Source organism: Flavitalea flava (genome assembly GCF_054461575.1).
Map to the genome: position 1 here is coordinate 308905 of NZ_JBTLQH010000001.1, position 21424 is coordinate 330328.

At 46.1% G+C, this 21424-nt stretch carries 16 protein-coding genes; 12 read left to right on the forward strand and 4 right to left on the reverse strand.

The genetic code is table 11. The features are described from left to right. Positions 1-74 precede the first annotated feature (74 nt). The 3 genes from ACX0G9_RS01095 to ACX0G9_RS01105 all read left to right on the forward strand — a co-directional run bounded on the left by ACX0G9_RS01095 (position 75) and on the right by ACX0G9_RS01105 (position 990). Positions 75-320 (forward strand): YtxH domain-containing protein, encoded by a 246-nt coding sequence (locus tag ACX0G9_RS01095; protein WP_459062987.1) that lies wholly within the window; start codon positions 75-77, stop codon positions 318-320. A 61-nt stretch (positions 321-381) separates the two neighbouring features. Then, positions 382-723 carry a hypothetical protein gene (locus tag ACX0G9_RS01100; RefSeq protein WP_459062988.1) on the forward strand — a complete coding sequence of 114 codons (342 nt, stop codon included), beginning with the start codon at positions 382-384 and terminating at the stop codon, positions 721-723. Between the two features lie 6 nt (positions 724-729). After that, a complete protein-coding gene (locus ACX0G9_RS01105; RefSeq protein ID WP_459062989.1) occupies positions 730-990 on the forward strand; it encodes a hypothetical protein in 261 nt (86 codons plus the stop codon). A gap of 33 nt (positions 991-1023) precedes the next feature. On the opposite strand, the gene ACX0G9_RS01110 is transcribed toward ACX0G9_RS01105, so the two are convergent. Together ACX0G9_RS01110 and ACX0G9_RS01115 are read right to left on the reverse strand one after the other, a co-directional pair. Next, a complete protein-coding gene (locus tag ACX0G9_RS01110) occupies positions 1024-1806 on the reverse strand; it encodes a response regulator (RefSeq protein ID WP_459062990.1) in 783 nt (260 codons plus the stop codon). Positions 1807-1809: 3 nt separating this feature from the next. Further along, positions 1810-5001 carry a ligand-binding sensor domain-containing protein gene (locus ACX0G9_RS01115; protein ID WP_459062991.1) on the reverse strand — a complete coding sequence of 1064 codons (3192 nt, stop codon included), beginning with the start codon at positions 4999-5001 and terminating at the stop codon, positions 1810-1812. A 180-nt stretch (positions 5002-5181) separates the two neighbouring features. Between ACX0G9_RS01115 and ACX0G9_RS01120 the strand changes: the two genes are divergently transcribed. The 9 genes from ACX0G9_RS01120 to ygiD all read left to right on the forward strand — a co-directional run bounded on the left by ACX0G9_RS01120 (position 5182) and on the right by ygiD (position 18485). Then, complete coding sequence (locus ACX0G9_RS01120; protein ID WP_459062992.1) at positions 5182-5376, forward strand: hypothetical protein; 195 nt, start codon at positions 5182-5184, stop codon at positions 5374-5376. A gap of 95 nt (positions 5377-5471) precedes the next feature. Next, the gene (locus ACX0G9_RS01125; protein WP_459062993.1) at positions 5472-8588 is read left to right on the forward strand and encodes a SusC/RagA family TonB-linked outer membrane protein; all 3117 of its coding nucleotides are present in this window, start codon (positions 5472-5474) and stop codon (positions 8586-8588) included. 24 nt (positions 8589-8612) lie between these two features. After that, entirely contained in the window at positions 8613-10184 is a 1572-nt protein-coding gene (locus ACX0G9_RS01130; RefSeq protein ID WP_459062994.1) for a RagB/SusD family nutrient uptake outer membrane protein, read from the forward strand. Positions 10185-10239: 55 nt separating this feature from the next. Continuing rightward, on the forward strand, positions 10240-11718 hold the full coding sequence (locus tag ACX0G9_RS01135; RefSeq protein ID WP_459062995.1) for a family 43 glycosylhydrolase: 1479 nt from the start codon (positions 10240-10242) through the stop codon (positions 11716-11718). A 58-nt stretch (positions 11719-11776) separates the two neighbouring features. Then, complete coding sequence (locus ACX0G9_RS01140; protein ID WP_459062996.1) at positions 11777-13798, forward strand: alpha-L-arabinofuranosidase C-terminal domain-containing protein; 2022 nt, start codon at positions 11777-11779, stop codon at positions 13796-13798. A gap of 6 nt (positions 13799-13804) precedes the next feature. Beyond that, a complete protein-coding gene (locus ACX0G9_RS01145) occupies positions 13805-14836 on the forward strand; it encodes a family 43 glycosylhydrolase (protein ID WP_459062997.1) in 1032 nt (343 codons plus the stop codon). 57 nt (positions 14837-14893) lie between these two features. After that, positions 14894-16447, forward strand: a complete 1554-nt coding sequence (locus tag ACX0G9_RS01150; protein ID WP_459062998.1) for a Gfo/Idh/MocA family oxidoreductase — start codon at positions 14894-14896, stop codon at positions 16445-16447. Between the two features lie 76 nt (positions 16448-16523). Then, complete coding sequence (locus ACX0G9_RS01155; protein WP_459062999.1) at positions 16524-17390, forward strand: sugar phosphate isomerase/epimerase family protein; 867 nt, start codon at positions 16524-16526, stop codon at positions 17388-17390. A 270-nt stretch (positions 17391-17660) separates the two neighbouring features. After that, positions 17661-18485, forward strand: a complete 825-nt coding sequence (gene ygiD, locus ACX0G9_RS01160; RefSeq protein ID WP_459063000.1) for a 4,5-DOPA-extradiol-dioxygenase — start codon at positions 17661-17663, stop codon at positions 18483-18485. Between the two features lie 394 nt (positions 18486-18879). Here ygiD and ACX0G9_RS01165 read toward each other — a convergent pair whose 3' ends face one another. Both ACX0G9_RS01165 and ACX0G9_RS01170 read right to left on the reverse strand, forming a co-directional pair. Beyond that, complete coding sequence (locus ACX0G9_RS01165) at positions 18880-20151, reverse strand: hypothetical protein (RefSeq protein WP_459063001.1); 1272 nt, start codon at positions 20149-20151, stop codon at positions 18880-18882. A 280-nt stretch (positions 20152-20431) separates the two neighbouring features. Next, a complete protein-coding gene (locus ACX0G9_RS01170) occupies positions 20432-21403 on the reverse strand; it encodes an ion channel (RefSeq protein WP_459063002.1) in 972 nt (323 codons plus the stop codon). Positions 21404-21424 lie beyond the last annotated feature (21 nt).

Consider the following 21424-nt stretch of genomic DNA (forward strand, 5'->3'; position numbering starts at 1 on the left):
ATCAGGACCATTTTAATCATAAATCTATTATTGATAGACTTGATAAACTTATTGATAAACCTAAAAAAAAACATATGGATAACTCAAAATTAGTATTAGGATTTATCGCCGGTGCAGTTGTAGGCGGCGCATTAGGGGTCTTACTGGCTCCGGATAAAGGGAGTGAGACAAGGAAAAAGATAAAGGAAAAGGGTTTCGACATGACAGACTCTCTCACCGATAAGTTCAATGAGGTGACTGACAAATTCAATGAAGTGGTTGACGGTGTAAAAGAAACCTTTACCAAGGCAAAAGGCGAGGCAAAGAGGGCAATGCCCTGATCAGTTTTAAAATTTGATCGATTTCCATCAAATGAGTTCCGGCAGCCATCAAAAAACAACTATGGAAGAACAGAAAAATGATATAGAACTGTTATTGTCAGATGCAGGTGATTTTGTGGAGACCAGTGCAGCTTTATGGAAATTAAAGACGGTGGATACCCTGACCGACTCGGTATCCACTTTGGCATCTGGGTTGGGCATTATCGGTATTATGGGGCTCTTTGTACTTACAATGAGTATTGGCTTTGCGTTATGGATAGGGGACTGGTTGGGAAAGAGCTTTTATGGTTTTTTTATCATTGGAGGGCTGTATGGTATTGTCGGACTCATTTGTTATCTCTATCGGGATCGTTGGCTTAAGGAGCCCGTTACCAATATCCTCATTCGTAAAATGTTAAAGTAAAACAGGATGAATAAAATTACGAACGTAGAAGAATTGAGAGCGGCCATACGTAAATTGGAAGACCAGCACTATATCGACAAGCAGTTTATGACCAAACGGGTCACTAAATTAGCGGATGATTTGAAACCTATTAATCTGGCAAAAAAACTATTCAGCCAGGCCTTCAAAGCTTCTGAAGTCAAGTCGAACTTACTCAATATGGCTGCCGGAATGGTTACCAGTTTCCTGGTTAAAAAATTCTTTAAGAAAAAAAGCAAACTTATCTGATCAGGTAGTGATAAGTTAAATTAAAGGTTCAGCTTACTTTGTTTTTTTATCCTTTTCCTGTTGTTTGGAAATCAGGTAATCCGAAGGTGTCATACCAAACTGTTTTAAGAAGTTCCTTCCAAAATTTGTTTGGGAACCATAACCAACTTTGTCGGCTATTTCATAGATCTTATATTTATTTTCCAATAACAGTTCAGCGGCTTTTTTCAGCCGGGTAATATTGACCAGTTCGTTTGGCGTGAGATCGGAAATTGATTTTATTTTCCGATATAAAGTTGGCCTGCTCATATTGACCAGTCGTGCCAATTTTTCCACATCCAGTTCATGATCCTCCAGGTTTTGATGGATCATTTCATTCAGATTTCCCAAAAAGAGTTCATCTGCTTTTGAGTGGGCCATACTTTTTATATGTACAAGGGGGGATCCGGCAAAATACTCTTTTATTTTGGCGCGGTTTGCCAGCAGATTGGCAATCTGTACAAGCAGGTATTCGGGGGAAAAGGGTTTTTCAATATAGGCGTCTGCCCCGATCTCCAATCCTTCTATTTTTGACTGCAAGGAGGTTTTTGCTGTCAGCAGGATAACCGGAATGTGACTGTAATCGAAATTGGTTTTCATTAAACGGCATAATTCAAACCCATCCATTACCGGCATCATTACATCGCTGACCACCAATTGGATGATCTCCTCCCGGAGTATCCTGAAAGCTTCTTCTCCGTTCTGCGCTTTAATTACCGTGTAGAGCGGGTTTAATTCCTGCTCCACGAACTCCAGTATTTCTTCGTTGTCATCCACTAATAAAATAACAGGATTCATAGTTTATTCATTGATTTTTGCCTGATGATTTAATGCCGTATCCTGGTTTACGGGCAGGATAAGCGAAAAACTATTCATGGAAGGGTCGGTATGTTTAAGTTCCAGGATGCCTTTATGCAACTGGGTAAGGGAAAGGGAAAGGGCCAGCCCTATGCCGGTTCCTTTTTGTTTTTCTGTTTCTTTAAGCCGGAAGAACGGTTCGAAGATCTTTTCACTCATTTCGGTTGGAATAAGATACCCGTCGTTTTTAATGTCAATCGTAAAACAGGAAGGATCCGGGAAGTAAGGCAACAAACTAACGGTTACCCTGCTTCCCGCGTATTTTATAGCATTACTGAACAGGTTGGTCAGGATCTTATTGAAGGCTTCGATGTCAATGGCAGCGAATAGCGGATTGGCCGGCAATTTTAACCCAAGACTGATATTTTTTTGTTCCGCCAGTGATTTAAAACTCAGCCAGGTATCATCAACCAGCTCGGAAATATTGGCCTGTACGAAATTGAGGCGAAAGCCTTTGATCTCCGTTTGCCTGAAATCGAGTAATTGATTGGTCAGATCGATTAGCCGGTTGGTATTTTTTTCCATGATCCGGAGGCTTTCCTTAACCTCGGTTACGGCTCCCAATTTCTTCATGATTTTTTCCAGAGGCCCTTTGATCAGCGTTAGCGGGGTCCTGATCTCATGGGCTACATTCGTGAAAAATTCTATTTTGGCCTGGAAAATCTCTTTTTCTTTGGCCGTTTCCAGGTGTTCGATCTTTTGCCGGCTCTTTTCTTCCTGCCTGCGGTGATAGTTCCGGATGAGGTATAAGATGATCAAAAGAAGGGTCAGGGTGTACAAACCGTAAGTGAGGGGGCTTGCCCACCAGGGTGGCCGGATCTCTATGTTCAGACTGGTTTCCTTTTCGTTCCAGGCTCCGCTGCTGTTGGTAGCTTTTACCTTAAATATATAGGAGCCTGGCGACAGTTCCGTAAAATAGGCTTTACGGTTTGTTTTGAGGTAGGTCCAGTCTCTATCCAATCCTTCCATTTTATAGGCATACTCCGACATTTCCGGGGCCGTATAATCCAGGGAGGCAAAATCGATACTAAAGGTGGATTGATCATGAAGCAGGACTATCTTTTCAGTATAGATTATTGCTTTTTGCAAGGGAGAACCTTTTTGGGCTATCGGCAGTTCCTTATTATTTACCTGGAATCCGGTGATATAGACGGGGGGTAAAAAAGTATTTTTTATAAATCCGTCGGGATGGAAGCTGATGAGCCCTTTTACGCTTCCAAAATACATAGTGCCCTGCTGATCTTTGAATGCCGAACTAAAATTGAATTGATCGTTCAACAGCCCATTTTCCTTGGTGTAGGTGATGAGTTTTTCCGTTTGGGGATTAAAACATAACAATCCTCTTGATGTGCTTATCCATAAATTTTTCTTTCCATCTTCCAGTATGCTGAGGATAAAATCGGTTGGGAAACCGTTGCGGATGGTATACTGTTTAAAATCATGGGTAGCCGGCCGGTATTTGCACAGCCCGCCTTCAGTGGCCAGCCATAGGTTTTTTTGGCTGTCTTCGAAGATGCTGTTCACCCGGTCGCTGCTGATACTGTTCTTATTTTTGGGATCGTGTCTGTAATTCGCTCCTGTTTTTGTCCCGGTATTAAAAATATTGACACCGTTGCCGTAAGTTCCCGCCCAAACAGTTCCGTTATTGTCCTTCAACAGCGCCGAATACCAATTGTTCTGCGGCATTCCGGGCAGAGGTTCGAAATTATCCCGGATCCGGTTATAGCTATAAACTCCACGGGTGGTACCAAGAAGAATATCTCCGGCATCGGTCCGGTAGATACAATATATGAAATTGCTTTTCAGGGAGTTGGCCCCCTGATCCTGAGAATAATGACGGATAACTTTTCCCGTTCTTATATCGAGGACATCCAGGCCATGTTCAAAAGTCCCTATCCATAATTCATTTCCATCGACCAGCAAACCATGAATGTTGCTATAAGATATGCTTCCCTTTTCACCCGTTGGTTGAAAATGAGTGAAGACACCGGTGACAGGATTTAATTTGTTCAGCCCGGCATCTTCGGTGCCTATCCATAAATTCCCTTCCCGGTCCTGGTGTATTTCACGGATAACGTATCCGCTAAGGGAATTCTCGCCGCTTTTCTGAAAGAATTTTGAAAAGGAATTAAACGGTTTGGGATAATAATTCACCCCCCCGAAATAGGTCCCTGCCCATATCCCTCCTTCCCGGTCCTTACAGAACGTATAAACCGCATTATCGGAGATCGAGTAGGGGTCCAATTGGCTTTTCCTCAGATTGGTAAGTTGTCCTGTTTCCAGGTTGTATATATAGATACCGGATTCTGTGGCAATCCAGCATTCCTTTTCCGAAGTCTGCACGAAATTCCGTACAAAAATGGTTGTTTTATCCGGATTATAGGTGAGGATATCGGTATAGGTGGAGTTGGATACGTCGAATCGTTTCGCGCCGTGAATCGAAGTTCCGGCCAGGATGGCACCGTTCTCCGTACTATAGATCTTTTCAATCCAGGTATTGGTTGTTTGCGGTGAATGACTGAAAAGATTAAAAGGAATAAATGAATTATGGACCGGATCATATTTTTGAAGGGACCCGGCACTGGTTGAAACCCAGAGAGACTGATCAGTGGATTGACAGATCGATGTGGCTTCAAAAAAAGAATCCGTAGGGTAATAGTTCAGCCCTTTGTTTGACGGAGAATATTTACAAAGAGTAAATCCGGAAATAAACCACAGATTACCGGACGCATCTCCATGGATATCCCTGATCTGTCCATCCGCGGTTCCCGGGAGAAGGATGAAATTTTCTTTGGTGGCGTCATGCCGGTACAAACCCTTTTCCGTTCCTGTCCATAGGGTTCCCTGGGAGTCTTCATAAAGGCAATGGATGAAATTACTGCCGATACTTCCGCTGTCATCAGGGTTATTTCGAAAAATTTTAAAGGAATAACCATCGAACCGATCCAGACCATCCTTCGTACCAAACCATAGGAACCCTTTTTTATCCTGCAGGCTGCATATGACGGCATTATTGGAAAGCCCGTTTTCCACCTGAAAATGGCGGAAATAATAAGGCTGTCCGTATGCCGCCCCGAACGGGGTCAGCATAATGACGAGCAAACAGAGAACTGGTATAAATGGATTACGCTTCATTCGGTTAAAAGAGAGGCAATAGGTTAGCAATCATTGAATTTTGCATGTTTTTTAAAGAACCGGAATTCGGAAAATGTTAAAGTTGAGATTTTTTGATGAAACTATGATACGAAACGGGAGGGAAGATAGAAATATTATACTCAATTTTAACGGTAATTAATTGACTTAACGATTTGCTATATGAGAAGTACCAGCCGGATTTCGCTTACCAGCGATTCAACTAACCTGTCGGTTTTGTTTTTTTCCCTGAGCCAATATGTTTCGGCTCATTGCATCATCAATTATTTTTTAGACGGAAGCCTGACCAGTTATAAGGCGGAACCACCGGGGACGGGGTCAATTCCTGTTATGGATACGGTCCTTGTACGAATCTAAGCAGACCTGATCCGGGAGGCCCCCGGTTTTTTCAGGGCCCGCCTAATAAGCGTTGTTATGACATTTAAAGAATTTTAAACCCAAATTAACGCTATATGAAAAAAACAAAAAAAGAAAAAGGAATAAGGGGCGCGCTGGTTGCGCTATTATTCACTTTTCTGTTCGTTTGCCCGGCTATGGCCCAGCAAACAACGTCGCTTGCCCAACACCCTGTCAAAGGAATAATAAAGGATAAAGAAGGTAAACCGGTAGCGGCCGCAACCATTTCAGTCAAGGGAAAAAAAGTAGCCACCAGTTCGGCTGAAGACGGTTCTTTTTTGATCTCAGCTGTGCCGGGCGATCTGTTGGTTGTTTCCTCGGTAGGGTTTGAGAAATATGAAATAAAGGTCAATACGAAATCATCCGTCCTGGATATCCGGCTGACTACGAAATCGGATGCCTTGAATGATGTAGTCGTAGTCGGGTATGGAACGGTAAAAAGAAAGGACCTTACCGGGTCTGTTGGAGTGGTAAGGGTCGAGGACGCTAAAAAAACGGCTACCTATGATGTGGCCAAAATGTTGCAGGGGCAGGTCGCCGGAGTGGAAGTGCAAAGCTCCGGGGAACCGGGTAGTTTTGTGCAAATAAAAATAAGAGGGGCAAGTTCCTTCACCAACAATAATCCGCTGTTTGTTATAGACGGGGTAATTACTACCGCTCCTTTTGATTTTGCTACCTCGGATATCGAGACTATACAGATCTTAAAAGATGCTTCTGCGGCGGCCATTTATGGGTCGAGTGCACTTGGTGGTGTGGTTATCATTACTACCAAAAAGGGGAGGAGCGGCCCGTTAAAAGTAAGCTATAACGGATATATGGGTACGCAAACCATCCCAAAACATATCGCAGTTACGGACCGGGTCGGCTACCAGAAGATCACCTCTGCGGCCGAAGTTAACGCCGGTCTGACCATTGCACCGGGAAATGATCCGTCCAATCCTGCTTTTATCAGTAAGGTCAACACCGACTGGCAGAAGGAATCTTTACGGACGGGTATCGTAAGCGATAATAATCTTAACCTCTCCGGCGGCAATGAATCGGCCGCTTACAGCGTCAATCTGGGCTATTTTGATCAAACCAGCGTGTACAGGGGCCCTCAATCCTACAAAAGATATAGTATCAATGCCAACCTTACCGGTAAAAAAGGCATTTTCAGTTATGGAGCAAAGATTGCGTATACCCAATCGCATAAAGTGAACCCCAATAACGGCGTACAATATCATGCCGTATTCGGGGGAAATGTAACCGGTGTATTGACAGCCATACCCACCATGCCCGTTTATGACTCCAATCGTTTGAGAGGATATGGCGGGAGTGATAATGTTACCCAAAGGGCGATTACGCTGAATGTTGTAGGGATGAACAATATCGTTACGGATTACAGCGACAGGAACAGGATGCTTGGGAATTTTTGGGGAGAGCTGGAATTAGTCAAAAATCTGAAATACCGGGTCAATGTAAGTTATGACAGGTTTGATTTCAAGAACTTTCATTTCGAACCAACCTATGACCTGGGTTTCTATTACCTGAATACGAATTCCTATATGTGGCAGCAAACCGGATCGGGTTATACTTCCCGCATCGAGAATCTGCTTACCTATAATTTGCAGACCGGAAAACACAGGGTAGACTTGCTGGGCGGATATGCCTACGAAAATAATTACGATGAAAATATTGCAGCCTCCGCAGTTGGTTTACCGGAACCCTATTATTATACCTTCAACTCGGTAGCAGATCCTACGGCAAAAGGTGTGGGTAGTTATACAGGAACGAATACGAAGGTCTCGTGGTTCGGCCGCATCAATTATAATTTCGATGACCGGTATCTGCTGACGGCGAATTACCGTAATGATGCATCCTCCACCTTCAGTCCAGCCTTCCGCAGAGGGAACTATCCATCCGTTGCGGCAGCCTGGAATATTCACAATGAAAGAGTTTTTCACCTGCCCGTTTTGATCAGCACCCTGAAATTGAGAGGAGGTTATGGAGTGATAGGACGGGAAGGCAACCGGTATGCCTATGATTCTTACGTGAATACGGCGGCCAGCTATGTATTCGGTAATACGCTGGCTCCCGGTACCACAACCATTGCTATCGTCGATAACCTGATCAAATGGGAAACCAAAACGACAACCAATGTGGCGATCGATATGGGTTTATTCAACAACGCCCTTTCTTTTACGGCCGAATATTATCGTAATAAGTCAACAGACCTGCTGAACAATATCAATACCACTTTATACGTGGGATCCGTTCCTGCATCCATTTATACCAATGCCGCTTCGGTACAGAACAACGGTTTGGAGTTTACGGCGGCTTATCACGGCAGCAGCGGAAAGGTTAAATACGATATCAATGCGAATGTCTCCACGGTAAATAATAAGGTATTGAAATTGGGTGGAACGAATAACCCTGTATATGGATCCGGAAGTAAAACGGAAGTAGGCAGATCGATAGGGGAAATTTATGGCTGGCAAACGGAAGGTTTGTTTCAGACTGCTGCCGATGTTACCAGTCATGCCACCCAGGTCGGCGCCGCACCCGGCGATATTAAATTCAGGGATATCAGCGGAAGGGGGGCCGACGGAAAACTCACCGGCAAACCGGATGGAAAGATCACGGATGACGACAGGATCTACCTGGGAAATTCCATTCCCAAGTTGTATTATGGTTTTAATTTCAATGCGTCTTACGCCAATTTCGATCTGTCGGTTTTCCTGCAGGGGAGCGCGGGCAATAAGATTTTTAACGGAGTATACCGCGATCTTATGATCGAACAATATAGCAATCATTCCGTCGACGCGCTAAATTACTGGACACCTTCCCATACCAATACCAATATTCCCCGGCCGGTGATCTACGACCCCAATGGGAATGGAAGGGTATCCAACAGATTCATAGAAGATGGTTCATACGTGAAATTGCAAAATGCACAGATCGGGTATACCATTCCTTCTTCCGTGCTTGCAAGGACTAAGGCTTTTACCAGTGTTCGTTTTTACCTGTCCGGGCAGAACCTGATCACCTTTACCAGATACAAAGGGTATGACCCGGATTTTAATGCAGTGAATAATGCCGATCCGGCCCGGGATGGACTTTTCAGCCGGGGATATGATTATGGCTCCTTCCCGAATACAAGGTCTTTAATGGTTGGCTTACAGGTTGGGTTCTAATTTGTTCATGTTTAATTCTTTTGTATGAAAAAATATATAATAAAACTGTTTTTTGGAGCTGCATTCATCAGCGTCATTCCTGCATGTACCAAAAAATTAGAACAGGTCAATCCCAATGCGCAAACTTCGGCCACTTTCTGGAAAACGGCGGATGATGCGCTTCAAGGGGTGAATGCCGCTTATGGAAGTTTGTTGATCGATGGTGCCTATATGCGCTTCACTCCTGCCTTATTGGATGTCCGGGGAGACGATGTCAAGAGTAACAGCCCCTGGACTGCTCTTGCGAATATCGGCCGTTTTGCCTTGGGCGTCAGCGATCCTGCCGGTTATGGATGGGCGTATGGTGCCTATTATGAAGGAGTATCCCGTTCGAACCAGGTATTGGATTATGTTCCGGCCATTGCCATGGATGCCGGTCTGAAGGACAGGATACTGGGACAGGCTTATTTTCTGAGGGGATTGTATTTTTTCCACCTGGTTAATTTTTTTGGAAAGGTGGCCTTACCGATGCATTATATCAACAGCAAGGATAAGTTGATCGTGGCCCAATCCTCCGAGGCGGACGGGTGGAAACAGGTAGAGGCGGATTTCAAACAGGCTGCAGACCTGCTGCCCGTATCTTATAAGGCAGTTACAGGAGCGGATAATAACCAGGTCGGCAGAGCGACCAAAGGTGCGGCCCTGGCTTTTCTGGGAAAGGCCTACCTGTTTAATAAAGACTTCGCCAGTGCAGGGGCCCAGTTCAAGGCTGTGATGGACCTGGGAATCTACAGTCTTGTCGCCAACTATAAAGACAATTTCCGGGATGGAGATGCATTTGAGAATAATTCGGAATCGGTTTTCGAAGTTCAGTTCTCCCGGGATGCAGGCGGAAAGGATCTGGGATGGGGCGGAGCTCCTGCAACAGGATGGGGTAAGACATCGGCAAGGGCCATTACCTTCGCCCCACGCAGTTTCGGATGGACCGATATCCAGCCTACCCGTTCGGTATATGATGAGTTTCAATTGGAACAAACAACAGGCGGTGCGGTAGATCCAAGGATCGATGCAACGCTTTTTTATAACAAACCCGGCGGAGAGCCGATGTATCAGACGACCTTCTTCGACCGGTATGGCAGTAATGCCGGTGACCTGAATGACCTGTTCTGCCGCAAATATGAGAATGGGGATGGAGACAGGGCGGACGAATTCGACTGGCGTTCGGGGATCAATGAGCGGATTATGCGGTATGCCGATGTTTTGCTGATGTATGCGGAATGCCAGAATGAAGGGAACCAGACAGCAGATGCGGCAAAGTATATACAGCAGGTTCGGACGAGAGTGAACCTGCCTGATCGTGAGGCTGAGTTTGCCGCATATACCCAACAGCAATTGAGGGATCAGCTTGCACATGAAAGATTGCTTGAGTTCTGCCTGGAAGGCCATCGTTTTGACGATATCCGCCGCTGGGGCTGGTTAAAGGATCCGGCGAAGCTGGCTGTTCTGAAACAAAGGGATCCGGAATTCAATTCCTATCAGCCGGGCAGGGAATATTATCCCATTCCCCAGAGTGAGCTGGATAATGATCCGGCGTTTACACAAAATGACACCTATTGATCCATTTACCTTTATATTTTTTTATGATCGGCTATCCGGACAACAACGAACAGGTATGAAAAAAACAGGAATATTTACGGGGATAGCATTGATGGTTATGGTGTCCTGTTCCAAATCAGGCGGAGCTCCGGGTGGGAATAGCGGAGGAGGGACGGATACCATACCCGTTCCTGTTTTTGATATCAATTCCATTCACGATACTTATGGGGAGATGGCCGATTTCTCCTATCATCTTCAATGGGGCAGTTATAACGTGCACGATCCCTCGGTTAAGAAATTCGGAGATACCTATTATTGTTATAGTACGGATGTAGGTTTTGGAACTACCGTGCCTGCGGGAATTCAGGTCCGCAAATCGAAGGACCTGGTGCAGTGGCAGTTCGTTGGGTGGGTATTTAACGGGGTTCCCGCCATGGGCGCACAATTCATTACTTCTTCCGGAGGAACTCCTTTTCAGGCCCTTTGGGCTCCTTATGTGACCAGGGTCAACCAGGAATACAGGTTGTACTATTCCTTATCCTCTGCGCTCCCCCGTTTGAGCGTTATCGGTCTGGCTACGGCTTCCAACCCGGAAGGCCCCTGGACGGAAAAAGGATTGGTGGTCGTCTCCAAAAATGATAATACCATGCAGACCAATGCAATTGATCCTACGGTTCTGATTGCTCCTTCCGGTGATCAATACCTGTACTATGGGTCGGCCTGGGATGGTATATACCTGTTAAAACTGGATCCGGTTACGGGATTGGCCGCCAGTAATGGGGATAAAGGCAAACGGATCGCCAACAGGGGGTTCACCAATGGCACGTATAATGGGAATATCGAAGGGGCCGAGGTCATCTACAATAAAGAACTGGGGAAATATTATCTCTTCATTGCTTATGACTGGCTGCAGACAAAATATAATGTCCGGGTCTGCAGAGCTGATAACCCCGAAGGCCCCTATACTGATTTTGACGGCGTTGATGCCAATACGAATACGGACCATAGTCCCATGATCCTCGCGCCTTACCAGTTCACCGGTCATGGCGGATGGCAGGGAACGGCGCATTGCGGTGTATTCGACGATGGCATTGGTCAGTACTATATGGCTCATCAGGGCCGCCCCGCAGTGAACAGTTATTATATGGATCTGCATGTGCGGAAAATTTTCTGGACAACGGATGGCTGGCCCATTGTCTCTCCCGAGCGTTATGCCTGGGAAGATAACAGCACAGTGGCAAAAGATTCCATCCCCGGAAACTGGGACAGGATCCAATTGAACTACCGGGTAGTACCTGGTTATGGAAACGAGCAGGTTCTCCCCGATATGCAGCAGGCAGTGGCCCTGAAGATCGGCGCTGACGGAACCCTGAATGGAGACCCAGGCAGTAAATGGGTGTATACGGCTCCCTGGTTGATAATGAACTGGAGCAATGGCGTTACGGATAAAGTAATGGTGCAGAAAGGAAGGGACTGGGAGAATGCCAGGAGCAGTATGGTCTTTTCCGGGTTAAACAATACCGGTGTTGCCGTCTGGGGAAAAAAATTGAAGTGAAATGAAAAAACGAAAGAATAGAAGTGAAAAAAATTGGTTGACTTTTTAAGAAAAATTCATGAAGAAGCGTAAATTAATCAGTTGTGTCCTTACGGCCTGTTTGTTCTTTTCCGTTGGTCATACACAATCCAGGACGATTACCGTGAAAGCCGGTCAGCCTGGGGTGTCCATCGAACCAACACTTTGGGGCGTTTTTTTTGAAGACATTAACATGGGAGCCGATGGAGGGATCTATGCCGAGTTGGTCAAGAATCGTTCTTTTGAATTTGCCAAACCGCTGATTGGCTGGAAAAGATTGGGGGAGGGGGTGACCGAAGGAGATCTGTTGGTGCTGAACCGGGGACGGGAGCATACGGCCAATCCACGTTTCCTCAGGGTAACGCTGCATGGAAATGGGAAAAAAGACGCCGGCGGAAAACCCGATACGGCAGACAAGGCAAATTGGGTGGGGATCCAGAATGAAGGTTTTCGGGGGATGGGTATAAAAAAGGGGGGGCAATATGATTTTTCTCTGATGGCCCGTCTCTCCTCGGGGCATGTAACCCTGCATATTGAGCTCGTAAACGGGAAAGGTGAAATTTTGGGAGGCGATTCATTGGTTCTTGCTTCCGTGGAGAATAATTGGAAAAAGCAGGGGGTTCGTTTTATGTCCAGCGCCACTGAACTTAAGGCCATGATGAATGTCTGGTTCGAAGGCGATGGGGTGGCTGATGTGGACATGCTCTCTTTGTTCCCGGAAGATACCTGGAAAAAGCGGCCCGGCGGCATGCGGGCAGATATGATCCAGCTGCTGGCAGATATGAAACCCGGTTTTATTCGTTTTCCAGGGGGCTGTATCGTTGAAGGCCCCGACCTGGCCACCCGTTACCAATGGAAAAAAACCATTGGCCCTTTGGAAGAACGTCCCCTGGTCGTCAATCGCTGGAATTTTGAATTTGCCCATCGTCCTGCCCCGGATTACTATCAGACCTTTGGCCTCGGATTTTTTGAATATTTTCAATTGGCAGAGGATATTGGCGCCGAACCATTGCCGATCTTAAATTGCGGGATGGCCTGCCAGTTTAATACCGCCGAACTGGTACCCATGGAGGCATTGGATCCTTATGTCCAGGATGCCCTGGACCTGGTTGAATTTGCCAATGGAGGAACGGATACCAAATGGGGAAAGGTCCGGTCGGATATGGGCCATCCCGAGCCTTTCCATCTGAAGATGATGGGGATCGGCAACGAGAATTGGGGACCGCAGTATATAGAGCGGTTGAAGGTCTTCACGAAGGCCCTTAAAACAAAATATCCAGCTATAAAACTGATCAACAGTGCGGGTACTGACCCGGACGGAGAGCGGTTCGATCACCTCAACCGGGAATTACGGGCCATGCAGGCCGATATTATCGATGAACATTATTACCGCAGACCCGAATGGTTCTTCCGGAACGCCCGGCGTTATGACAACTATCCACGGAACGGTTCCAAAATATTCGGAGGGGAATATGCCGCGCAAAGTGATAAAACAGTGAGCGTAAATAATAAGAACTGCTGGCTGACTGCCTTGTCCGAGGCAGCCTTTATGACAGGTTTGGAAAGAAATGCGGATGTCGTGAGCATGGCCTCTTATGCACCCTTATTTGCGCATACTGATGCCTGGCAGTGGACCCCGGACCTGATCTGGGTAAATAATCTGGAGTCCTTCGGTACGCCCGATTATTATGTACAGAAATTGTTCTCGCTGAATAAGGGCACCCGGGTAGTCCCCATTATCCAAAATAAAGAAGTAATAGCCGGACAGGATAGTTTGTATGCGGCAGCCTCCCTGGATGAGAAAACAAATGAACTGATCATCAAACTGGTGAACGCCTCGGGTAAGGAGCAAAACTATCCGGTCGTTTTGGAAGGAGCCCGGAAATTAGCATCAGAAGGATTCCTGACCATATTAAAAAGCGATGAGCTGTATAACGTTAATTCATTTGCAGAACCGAGGCGTATTGCTCCCGAAGAATCGGTGATTCCTGTAAAAGGGAAAAAAATCGATCTTAGACTGGCGCCCTGGTCACTCAACGTATTGCGGATAAAGTATAAATAAGCAAACATGAAGAGCCGTCCTGAAATCCTGCCGGTATGGGTTACGCATCCGGTGTCCGTTACCTGGGTAGTATTCCTTATCCAAATGTTTTTTACGAATACCGCTGTAAAGGCCCAGCAACAGATACCCGTTCATGATCCGGTGATGATCAGGCAGGACAGCGTCTATTATGTTTTCGGGACTGGCTTTGGGATCAGCGTCTGGTACTCTGCCGACCACAAGGATTGGCATAAGGAAGAACCGGTTTTTGCATCTGCCCCTGCCTGGGCGACTGCAGCCGTGCCCGGTTTTAAGGGCCATATCTGGGCACCCGATATCAGCTTTTATAACGGCAGTTATTATTTATATTATGCCGTTTCTGCGTTTGGAAAAAATACTTCCTGTATTGGATTGGCTATGAATAAAACGCTTCACTCCGCCTCCCCGGATTATCATTGGGAAGACATGGGTAAGGTGATTCAATCCGTTCCCGGACGTGACCGCTGGAATGCGATCGATCCTAACCTGGTAGTAGATGAAAAGGGAATTCCCTGGTTGACTTTTGGATCGTTCTGGGACGGGATCAAACTGGTCAGGCTGAAGGAAGACCGGAGATCGGTAGCCCAGCCTGAAGAGTGGTACTCGGTTGCCGCCAGACCGGAGAACAGGAATACACCGGATACGTCTGCAGGGGATGGGGCAATCGAAGCTCCGTTCATTTTCAGGAAGGAAAAATATTATTATCTCTTTGTATCCTTCGATTACTGCTGCCGGGGTGAAAAAAGCACCTATAAAATGATGGTGGGCAGGTCTGAAAAAATTCAGGGGCCTTATTTGGACAGGGAAGGAAAGCCTATGACATTGGGGGGCGGTTCCCTGGTATTACAAGGCGATAAGAATTGGTATGGTGTGGGACATAATGCGGTCGTATCTTTTGAGGATGGGGATTGGCTGGTATTTCATGGGTACGATGCAAAGGATAGCGGAAAATCGAAATTACGGATGGAAAAATTAAATTGGGCAACCGGATGGCCGGTTGTGGTTACTGATTTTCATTGATATTGGTTAGAATCTTTGGTATATTTAAGTATTCCTGGTCCACCGAAAAAAGCCAATATGAAAAAATACCTTAACCAATCAGTGAACGCGCCTATGAAACGGCGGAAATTCGTAGAAATGGCTGCATCGGCGGCACTTGCCTTTACGATTATTCCCAGACATGTACTTGGCGGAAAGAACTTTGTCGCACCCAGTGATAAAATTACCCTGGCCTATATTGGTTTAGGGACACAGGGGATCCGGGAGTTATTACCTCTTCTGGCTGTTTCTCAATTTCAGGTGATTGCAGTTTGTGACCCTAACCAACAGGCTATTGGATATAAGGATTGGGGTAGGGACGGTCTTAGAAACGAGATCCGCACAGCCATAAAGATGCAAGATTGGAGTTCCGGAGGAGATCAGCTTATTCCCGGGGGAAGGAATAACGGGAAATCGATCGTCGACAGTTATTATGCCAATATACGGCCGGAACAAAAATTCAAAGGTTGCGGAGCGTATGCAGATTTCCGGGAACTTTTTGCAAAAGAAAAAGACCTGGATGCGGTAAAGATCATGACACCGGATCATCTGCACGGAGTCATTGCCACAGCCGCCATAAAAAGAGGTAAACATGTTTTGATGCATAAGCCACTCTCCAACCGGTTGATGGAAGGAAAGAAATTGATTGAGCTGGCCCGGAATAAAGATAAGGTTATCACGCATTTGATCCCCTGGGATTCCAACGGATCAATGGAGACTGTAATGTCGTGGATAAACGGAGGAGCCATCGGTAAACTAACGGAGGTCCATAACTGGACGAATCGCCCGGTCTGGCCTCAATACCCTACGATTCCTACCGATACGCCGCCTGTTCCGAACGGTATGGATTGGGATCTATGGCTTGGCCCTGAGGCAGATCGGCCCTATCACCCGGCATATACCCATATGGTATTCAGAGGATGGTATGATTTCGGGGGAGGGTCAATGGCGGATATGGGTCATTATAGCCTTTGGACGGTTTTTAATGCCTTGCAATTGGAAGCACCCCTCGTCATTGAACCTAATTTAAGCCATGTTTGCGGTATGCGGGATCCTGTACCCTATCAGATCCATAATGATTTTTCTTTTCCGATGGCCAGTTCTGTACGCTTTAAATACCCGGCCAAAGGTTCCAGACCTGCTATAGATTTGTGCTGGTACGATGGGGGTATGAGACCTTCTGTACCTAATGAATTAATGGAAGCCGGCAAAGAGCTGCCTCCCGAAGGGATGTTATTTGTAGGCGATCAGGGTAAAATACTGACAGGGTTTAACCTTGAAAATGCCGAACTCCTTTCCGGGAAAAAAATGAACGGAATGGAAAGTCCGAAACCTGACCTTCGCAACCAGGTGGAAAAGGGGGCTGAAGCCTTGCGACTATTCACCGATGCCTGTAAAAGCGGTAAACAATTTCCCGGCAATTTTATGGAGGCGGATGCGCTTACGGAAGCGGTAAATTTATACGCTGTAGCCCTTAGAAGTGGCCGGTTGTTAAAGTACGATTCGGCGAATTCAAAGATTACCAATGTGCCGGAAGCCAATAAATATCTTTCCCGTGAATACAGAACCGGTTGGGATCCGGCATCAGTTTAACTATAAATTTTCATTGGTCTTTCCAGACCGGTTTTTTATTGGTCTTACCAGCCTGTAAACTTTTAAAAGATTGTCTATGAAAAAAATAAACAGGAGATCCTTTATTGGCAGGGCAGCTTTGGGTGTAGGGGCCGCCTGGACCATGGCGCAAATGCCGGCAGGATTGAATGCTGCGCCGGTTGCCGCCTTCAGCAATATGCCTGTCGGATTCCAAACCTTCCCAATCAGGGATATCCTGGCAAAAGATTTTGCAGGCACTTTAAAAATGATGGCAGGTTTTGGATACAAACTGGTGGAAATGTGTTCTCCCAAAGGGTATGCAGATATTGGTTTCGGTCCCCTTGTGAAAATGACAGCCGCTGACATGCGCAGCATTATTGGCGATGCCGGTCTTACCTGCCCCAGTTGCCATTTTGGTTTTGAAGAACTTACCGGCAAATTGGACGAGAAGATCGAATTTAGCCGGCAATTGGGTCTTAGCCAGATGATTTGCTCTACTTTTTGGCTGCCGGCAACCTCCACGCTGAAGGATTATCAGTCTGCGGCAGATAAATTGAACAAAGCTGCGGAAAAGATAAAACAGGCAGGCATGCAGGCAGGTTTTCATAACCACGAATTTGAATTTTCCAAACTGGATGGCCAGCTTATCTATGATGCACTGATGAACACCTTCGACCCGGATCTGGTTAAAATGCAATTTCAGACAGAAGTCATCAACCTGGGATTTAAGGCCTCGACCTATTTTGAAAAATACCCGGGACGGTTTATTTCTGCCCATCTGTCGGATTGGACCCCGGAAAAAAAAGAGGTCCCGGTTGGTCAGGGAATCATTGACTGGAAAGAATTCTTTAGTGCCGCTAAGACCGGAGGTGTAAAGAATTTTTTCGTGGAAATGAACCTGGATAAATTTAAGGATAGTGCTGCCTATATTCATGGGTTGTAGTCCTGGTGGCAATCCTGGTTGCATTCTTAGTTGTGGCGTGTTGATTAGCAAGGAGATACGGTAATTTGTCTCCTCATTCCCCCATTTTAGCTAATAAATTTTTTAATGATTTCCGGAATTTATTTTATCCGGGACTAGTTCTTTTATTGATATTAAGTGTTTTTACTATAAGACTAAATAGTTTTCTCATGTGAATTATAACGAAGCCGGCGGGTTGTTCTCAACCTGCCTTTCTTTTTTTAGTTTTTAATACCGAATTTTGCAGGTATTATGACATTTTCCTCCTTTCAAAAATTCACAGGTAGTCTCCCGGATCAGGAAGAAAAGATGCCCTTGTTGTTCGTTGGGCATGGTTCCCCCATGAACGGGATTGAAGATAATGAGTTTAGCCAGCGCTGGCAGCAGATGGCAAAAGAAGTTCCTCAGCCCGAAGCAGTACTGGTTGTCTCGGCTCATTGGTTCACCAGGGGGACACATATTACGGCCATGGACCATCCCTCGACTATTCACGATTTTGGAGGATTTCCTCCGGCCTTGTCCGAAGTGCAGTATCCGGCTCCCGGCAATCCGCAACTGGCAAAAGAAACCGCCACCCTTTTCCAGCCCACGCCGGTCGGCCTCGATCATGAATGGGGCCTTGACCATGGCACCTGGTCAGTTGTCAGGCATATGTATCCAAAAGCAGATATCCCCGTTCTTCAACTAAGCATCGACTTTACCAAGGGTGGAAATTATCATTATGAGCTCGCCAAACAACTTTCAACTTTACGCAAAAAGAAGGTACTCATCATCGGGAGTGGAAATATGGTACACAATTTGCGGCTTATTTCCTGGGAGATGATCCGGGGTGGTGGATACGATTGGGCGATCGCGATGAATGAAAGGTTAAAAAAGCTGATACTCGATGGCGATCATGCAGCCCTGGCGAATTTCGAAGGGCTGGGAAAAGAAGGGAAATTAGCCATACCAACTCCGGAACATTATTTACCCTTATTGTACATTTTAGCCCTACAGGAAAAAAACGAAACGATCGCTTTCTTTAATGACAAGGCGATCGGTGGCTCACTGACCATGACTTCGTTAAAGATTGGTTAATCTGAGCAAGGTGAAAAACCGCATTAACCGTTGAGATAGCTCCTAAACTGATGAAAATCAGTCAAATAATTTTTCCTGTGATCAACCTGTAATACCCGATTTATTATTGCCTGTTAATGAATTGTCGTTATCCGCGTCAATCAGTTTAGGGTAATGTACGGTACACCCCCCGGTACATTACCCTTTTTTTGTACGGGGTTTTTAGCAAAACTTAACCCCGTACAAAAAATCTAACGATGGGCCTTCCGGCCAATGGACCCGTGGTCCATTTTGGGCTTTACACGGCAATATGAAATTTACTGCCCATACGAAAAATCTAATGATGGACCCCTGTCCGGTGGGACCCGTGGTCCACCCTTTTGCCCACGCGCGGTTTTTAGCAAAACTTAACGTGCTAAAACACTTCTCCGAGATTTACGAAAAAGCCCCTGGATCCATTGGTGCCCCAGCCGTAATCGATGCAAAGATTGGTGCGGGAGAATTTATTCAGACTGATCCTTATGCCGGCTCCATACCCGGGAATAAGATATTCGAAACGACCGGATGCAGGTTCAGAGAAGGTCTGGGTATTGACGAAGGCTACGCCACCCAATAAACCGTTTGGGGTTATTCCGAACCGGTATTCCGATTCCAGGTATAACATATTCCGGCTTCGGTACCGTCCCTGGATATACCCTCTGGCCATATTGTTATAAGCATCCCAGCCTGTGCCCGGTAAAAGAAGGTAAGGAGGATTGCCTCCTCCGGGTGTAAGCCAGTCATAACTCCAGAAAGCCAGCACATTATGCGTGCGGCCGGGAAGCCGGATGAACTTACGCAGGTCCAGGATAAGGGATTGCCAATTGGCGTCGCTGCCCAGGAAGGTAAAATTCGGCCGGTAACTGATACTGGCATAGTTCGCGTTTTCAGGATTGATCTGATTCCTTCGGGAATCATACAAAAAATGAAGGGAAATTCCGGAAGAGACGGATGTCGTGGTCAGCCCATATTGCTCGAAATCTGTTTTTTTTCCTGCAGGAGGATCTATTTCCCGGATATTCCAGAATAGATCCAGGTCATAACCCAATCCCAGGTAAATGTCTTTGGCAACCGTTTTCATAATGGCCTGATGCAGCTTTAAATAGGTATAATCGATATTATAGCCGCTGTCGGTGGCTGTTCCTCCGCCCAATCCGTAGGTGAGGGAAGGGTATTTCAGATAACGCCAGTCCGTTACAATATTATATTTGTTTCCTTTCGTCCAGATATCAGCCTGAATGGGGAAAATGATCTGTTTATATTGAGAATAGGTAATGCTGGTCAGGACACTGGAAAGATTCGCCTGCGATTGCTCGCTGGTATAGAATGCAAAATTAGAACTGACCACCGCTGCAAAACCCGTTTGCAGCGTATAACCGGCTACCGGAAGGGCGGAGATATGTAATTTCCCTGTTTTTTGCCGGAGGGTATCGGATCTTTTACTGGCCCTGTTCTTTAAAAAAGACCGCCCAAGATCAACCAGATCGATCTGGTCATTGGGATCGTAGGAAAAGAGCCGGAATTTTTCGGAAGGGGGTTTGGTCCCCTTCCGGTTTAGGATGGAAGACAGGGAATCCTGGGCGGTGGCCGCCAGGGAAAATAAAGCCAATACGGATAACAGGAAATGTATATTCAGGATTCTGCTCAACTGTTGTATTTAAAATATTCTTCAGCGGAACTTCGTGGTCGAACACCGTTCGACCACGAAGTTCGCAGGGTTTGTTTCACTCCCCTGGGGCTGAGTTCACGAACCAGGTAACCCGGTTAATGCGGATAGGCTGAATGGCGGTGTTTTTAAAAGCGTAGGTTCTGAACCCGGCAATTGGTTCATGGGTTAGCTGGAAGGAGTAGGAGGTCAGTGAATTCCGTTACAACATTACGGTATTTTTTCTGCAGGCGTTGTCTGCCTGTAAAAAATTAAAAAAGGTTTAATTTCTGTCGTCTTCTTTCAGCTCGATATAGTCGTTCAGTTTATGCAGCTCGAGTATAGTGGTTTTGCCGTCATCGCTTTCCCGGTACATGGGTACGAATTTTCCATTGGACAGTATCTCCTCATATGTATAAGATGTTCTTTTCTGAACGAGGTTGGAATATACATCATCAAATCCCCTTATCAATACATATAATTCTACGTCGGCAGACTTCATATCCTCTACACTTAAACCCTGAAGCGGGCTATGCTCGTCGATGGGGTGTACGACGGTCCAGTTCATGGGCAAACTCTCCACTTTCGACCGTTCCAGGGCGAGATCGTAATATTTGTAGGTTGGCGACCCGTTCTCCTGTACCTGCAAACCGAGATTGACCCTGATTTCCACATCCGTCAGGGTGTGGTTGTTTTTAAAAGAGGCAAAACGGAACATAAGGGCCTTTCCTCCTTTGTATGGGCTGATAAGGGCTTTTTTGCTAAAGGTTACATAGGCCCTGGGACGGGCGAATCGTCCAAAGATCAGACCGGTAGCGAGCGCAAAGGAGAGGAACCCATTCATGCTTTCGATGGCCGCTATAAAATTTGCCCAATCCCCAATGGGGTTCACCCGCCCATATCCGACTGTGGTAAAGGTTTCCGTACTGAAAAAATAGACCTCCTTGAATTTTCCCCAGGGAGATAAAGCTACCATTCCTTGCAATTGTTCGGGGCCCGCCAGAAAATAGAGCCCGGTATACAGCAGGTTAATGGTAAGATAGAACAAGACGATAAGGCAGATAAATTTCCACCTGGGCATCGTCAGCATATGATGATAAATGCTGTAGCGGTTCAGGAAAGGCATTCCTTCTTTGCGCAGGTTGAACGTTCCGTCACGGTTTATAAAACGCCCTCCATAGCTGGAAGCATTACTGCCAAAGCCAGTATCGTTATTCGTCTTTAAAAATGGATTGATCCGCTTACCTAACGCCATATTCCTGCGAAATTAATTATA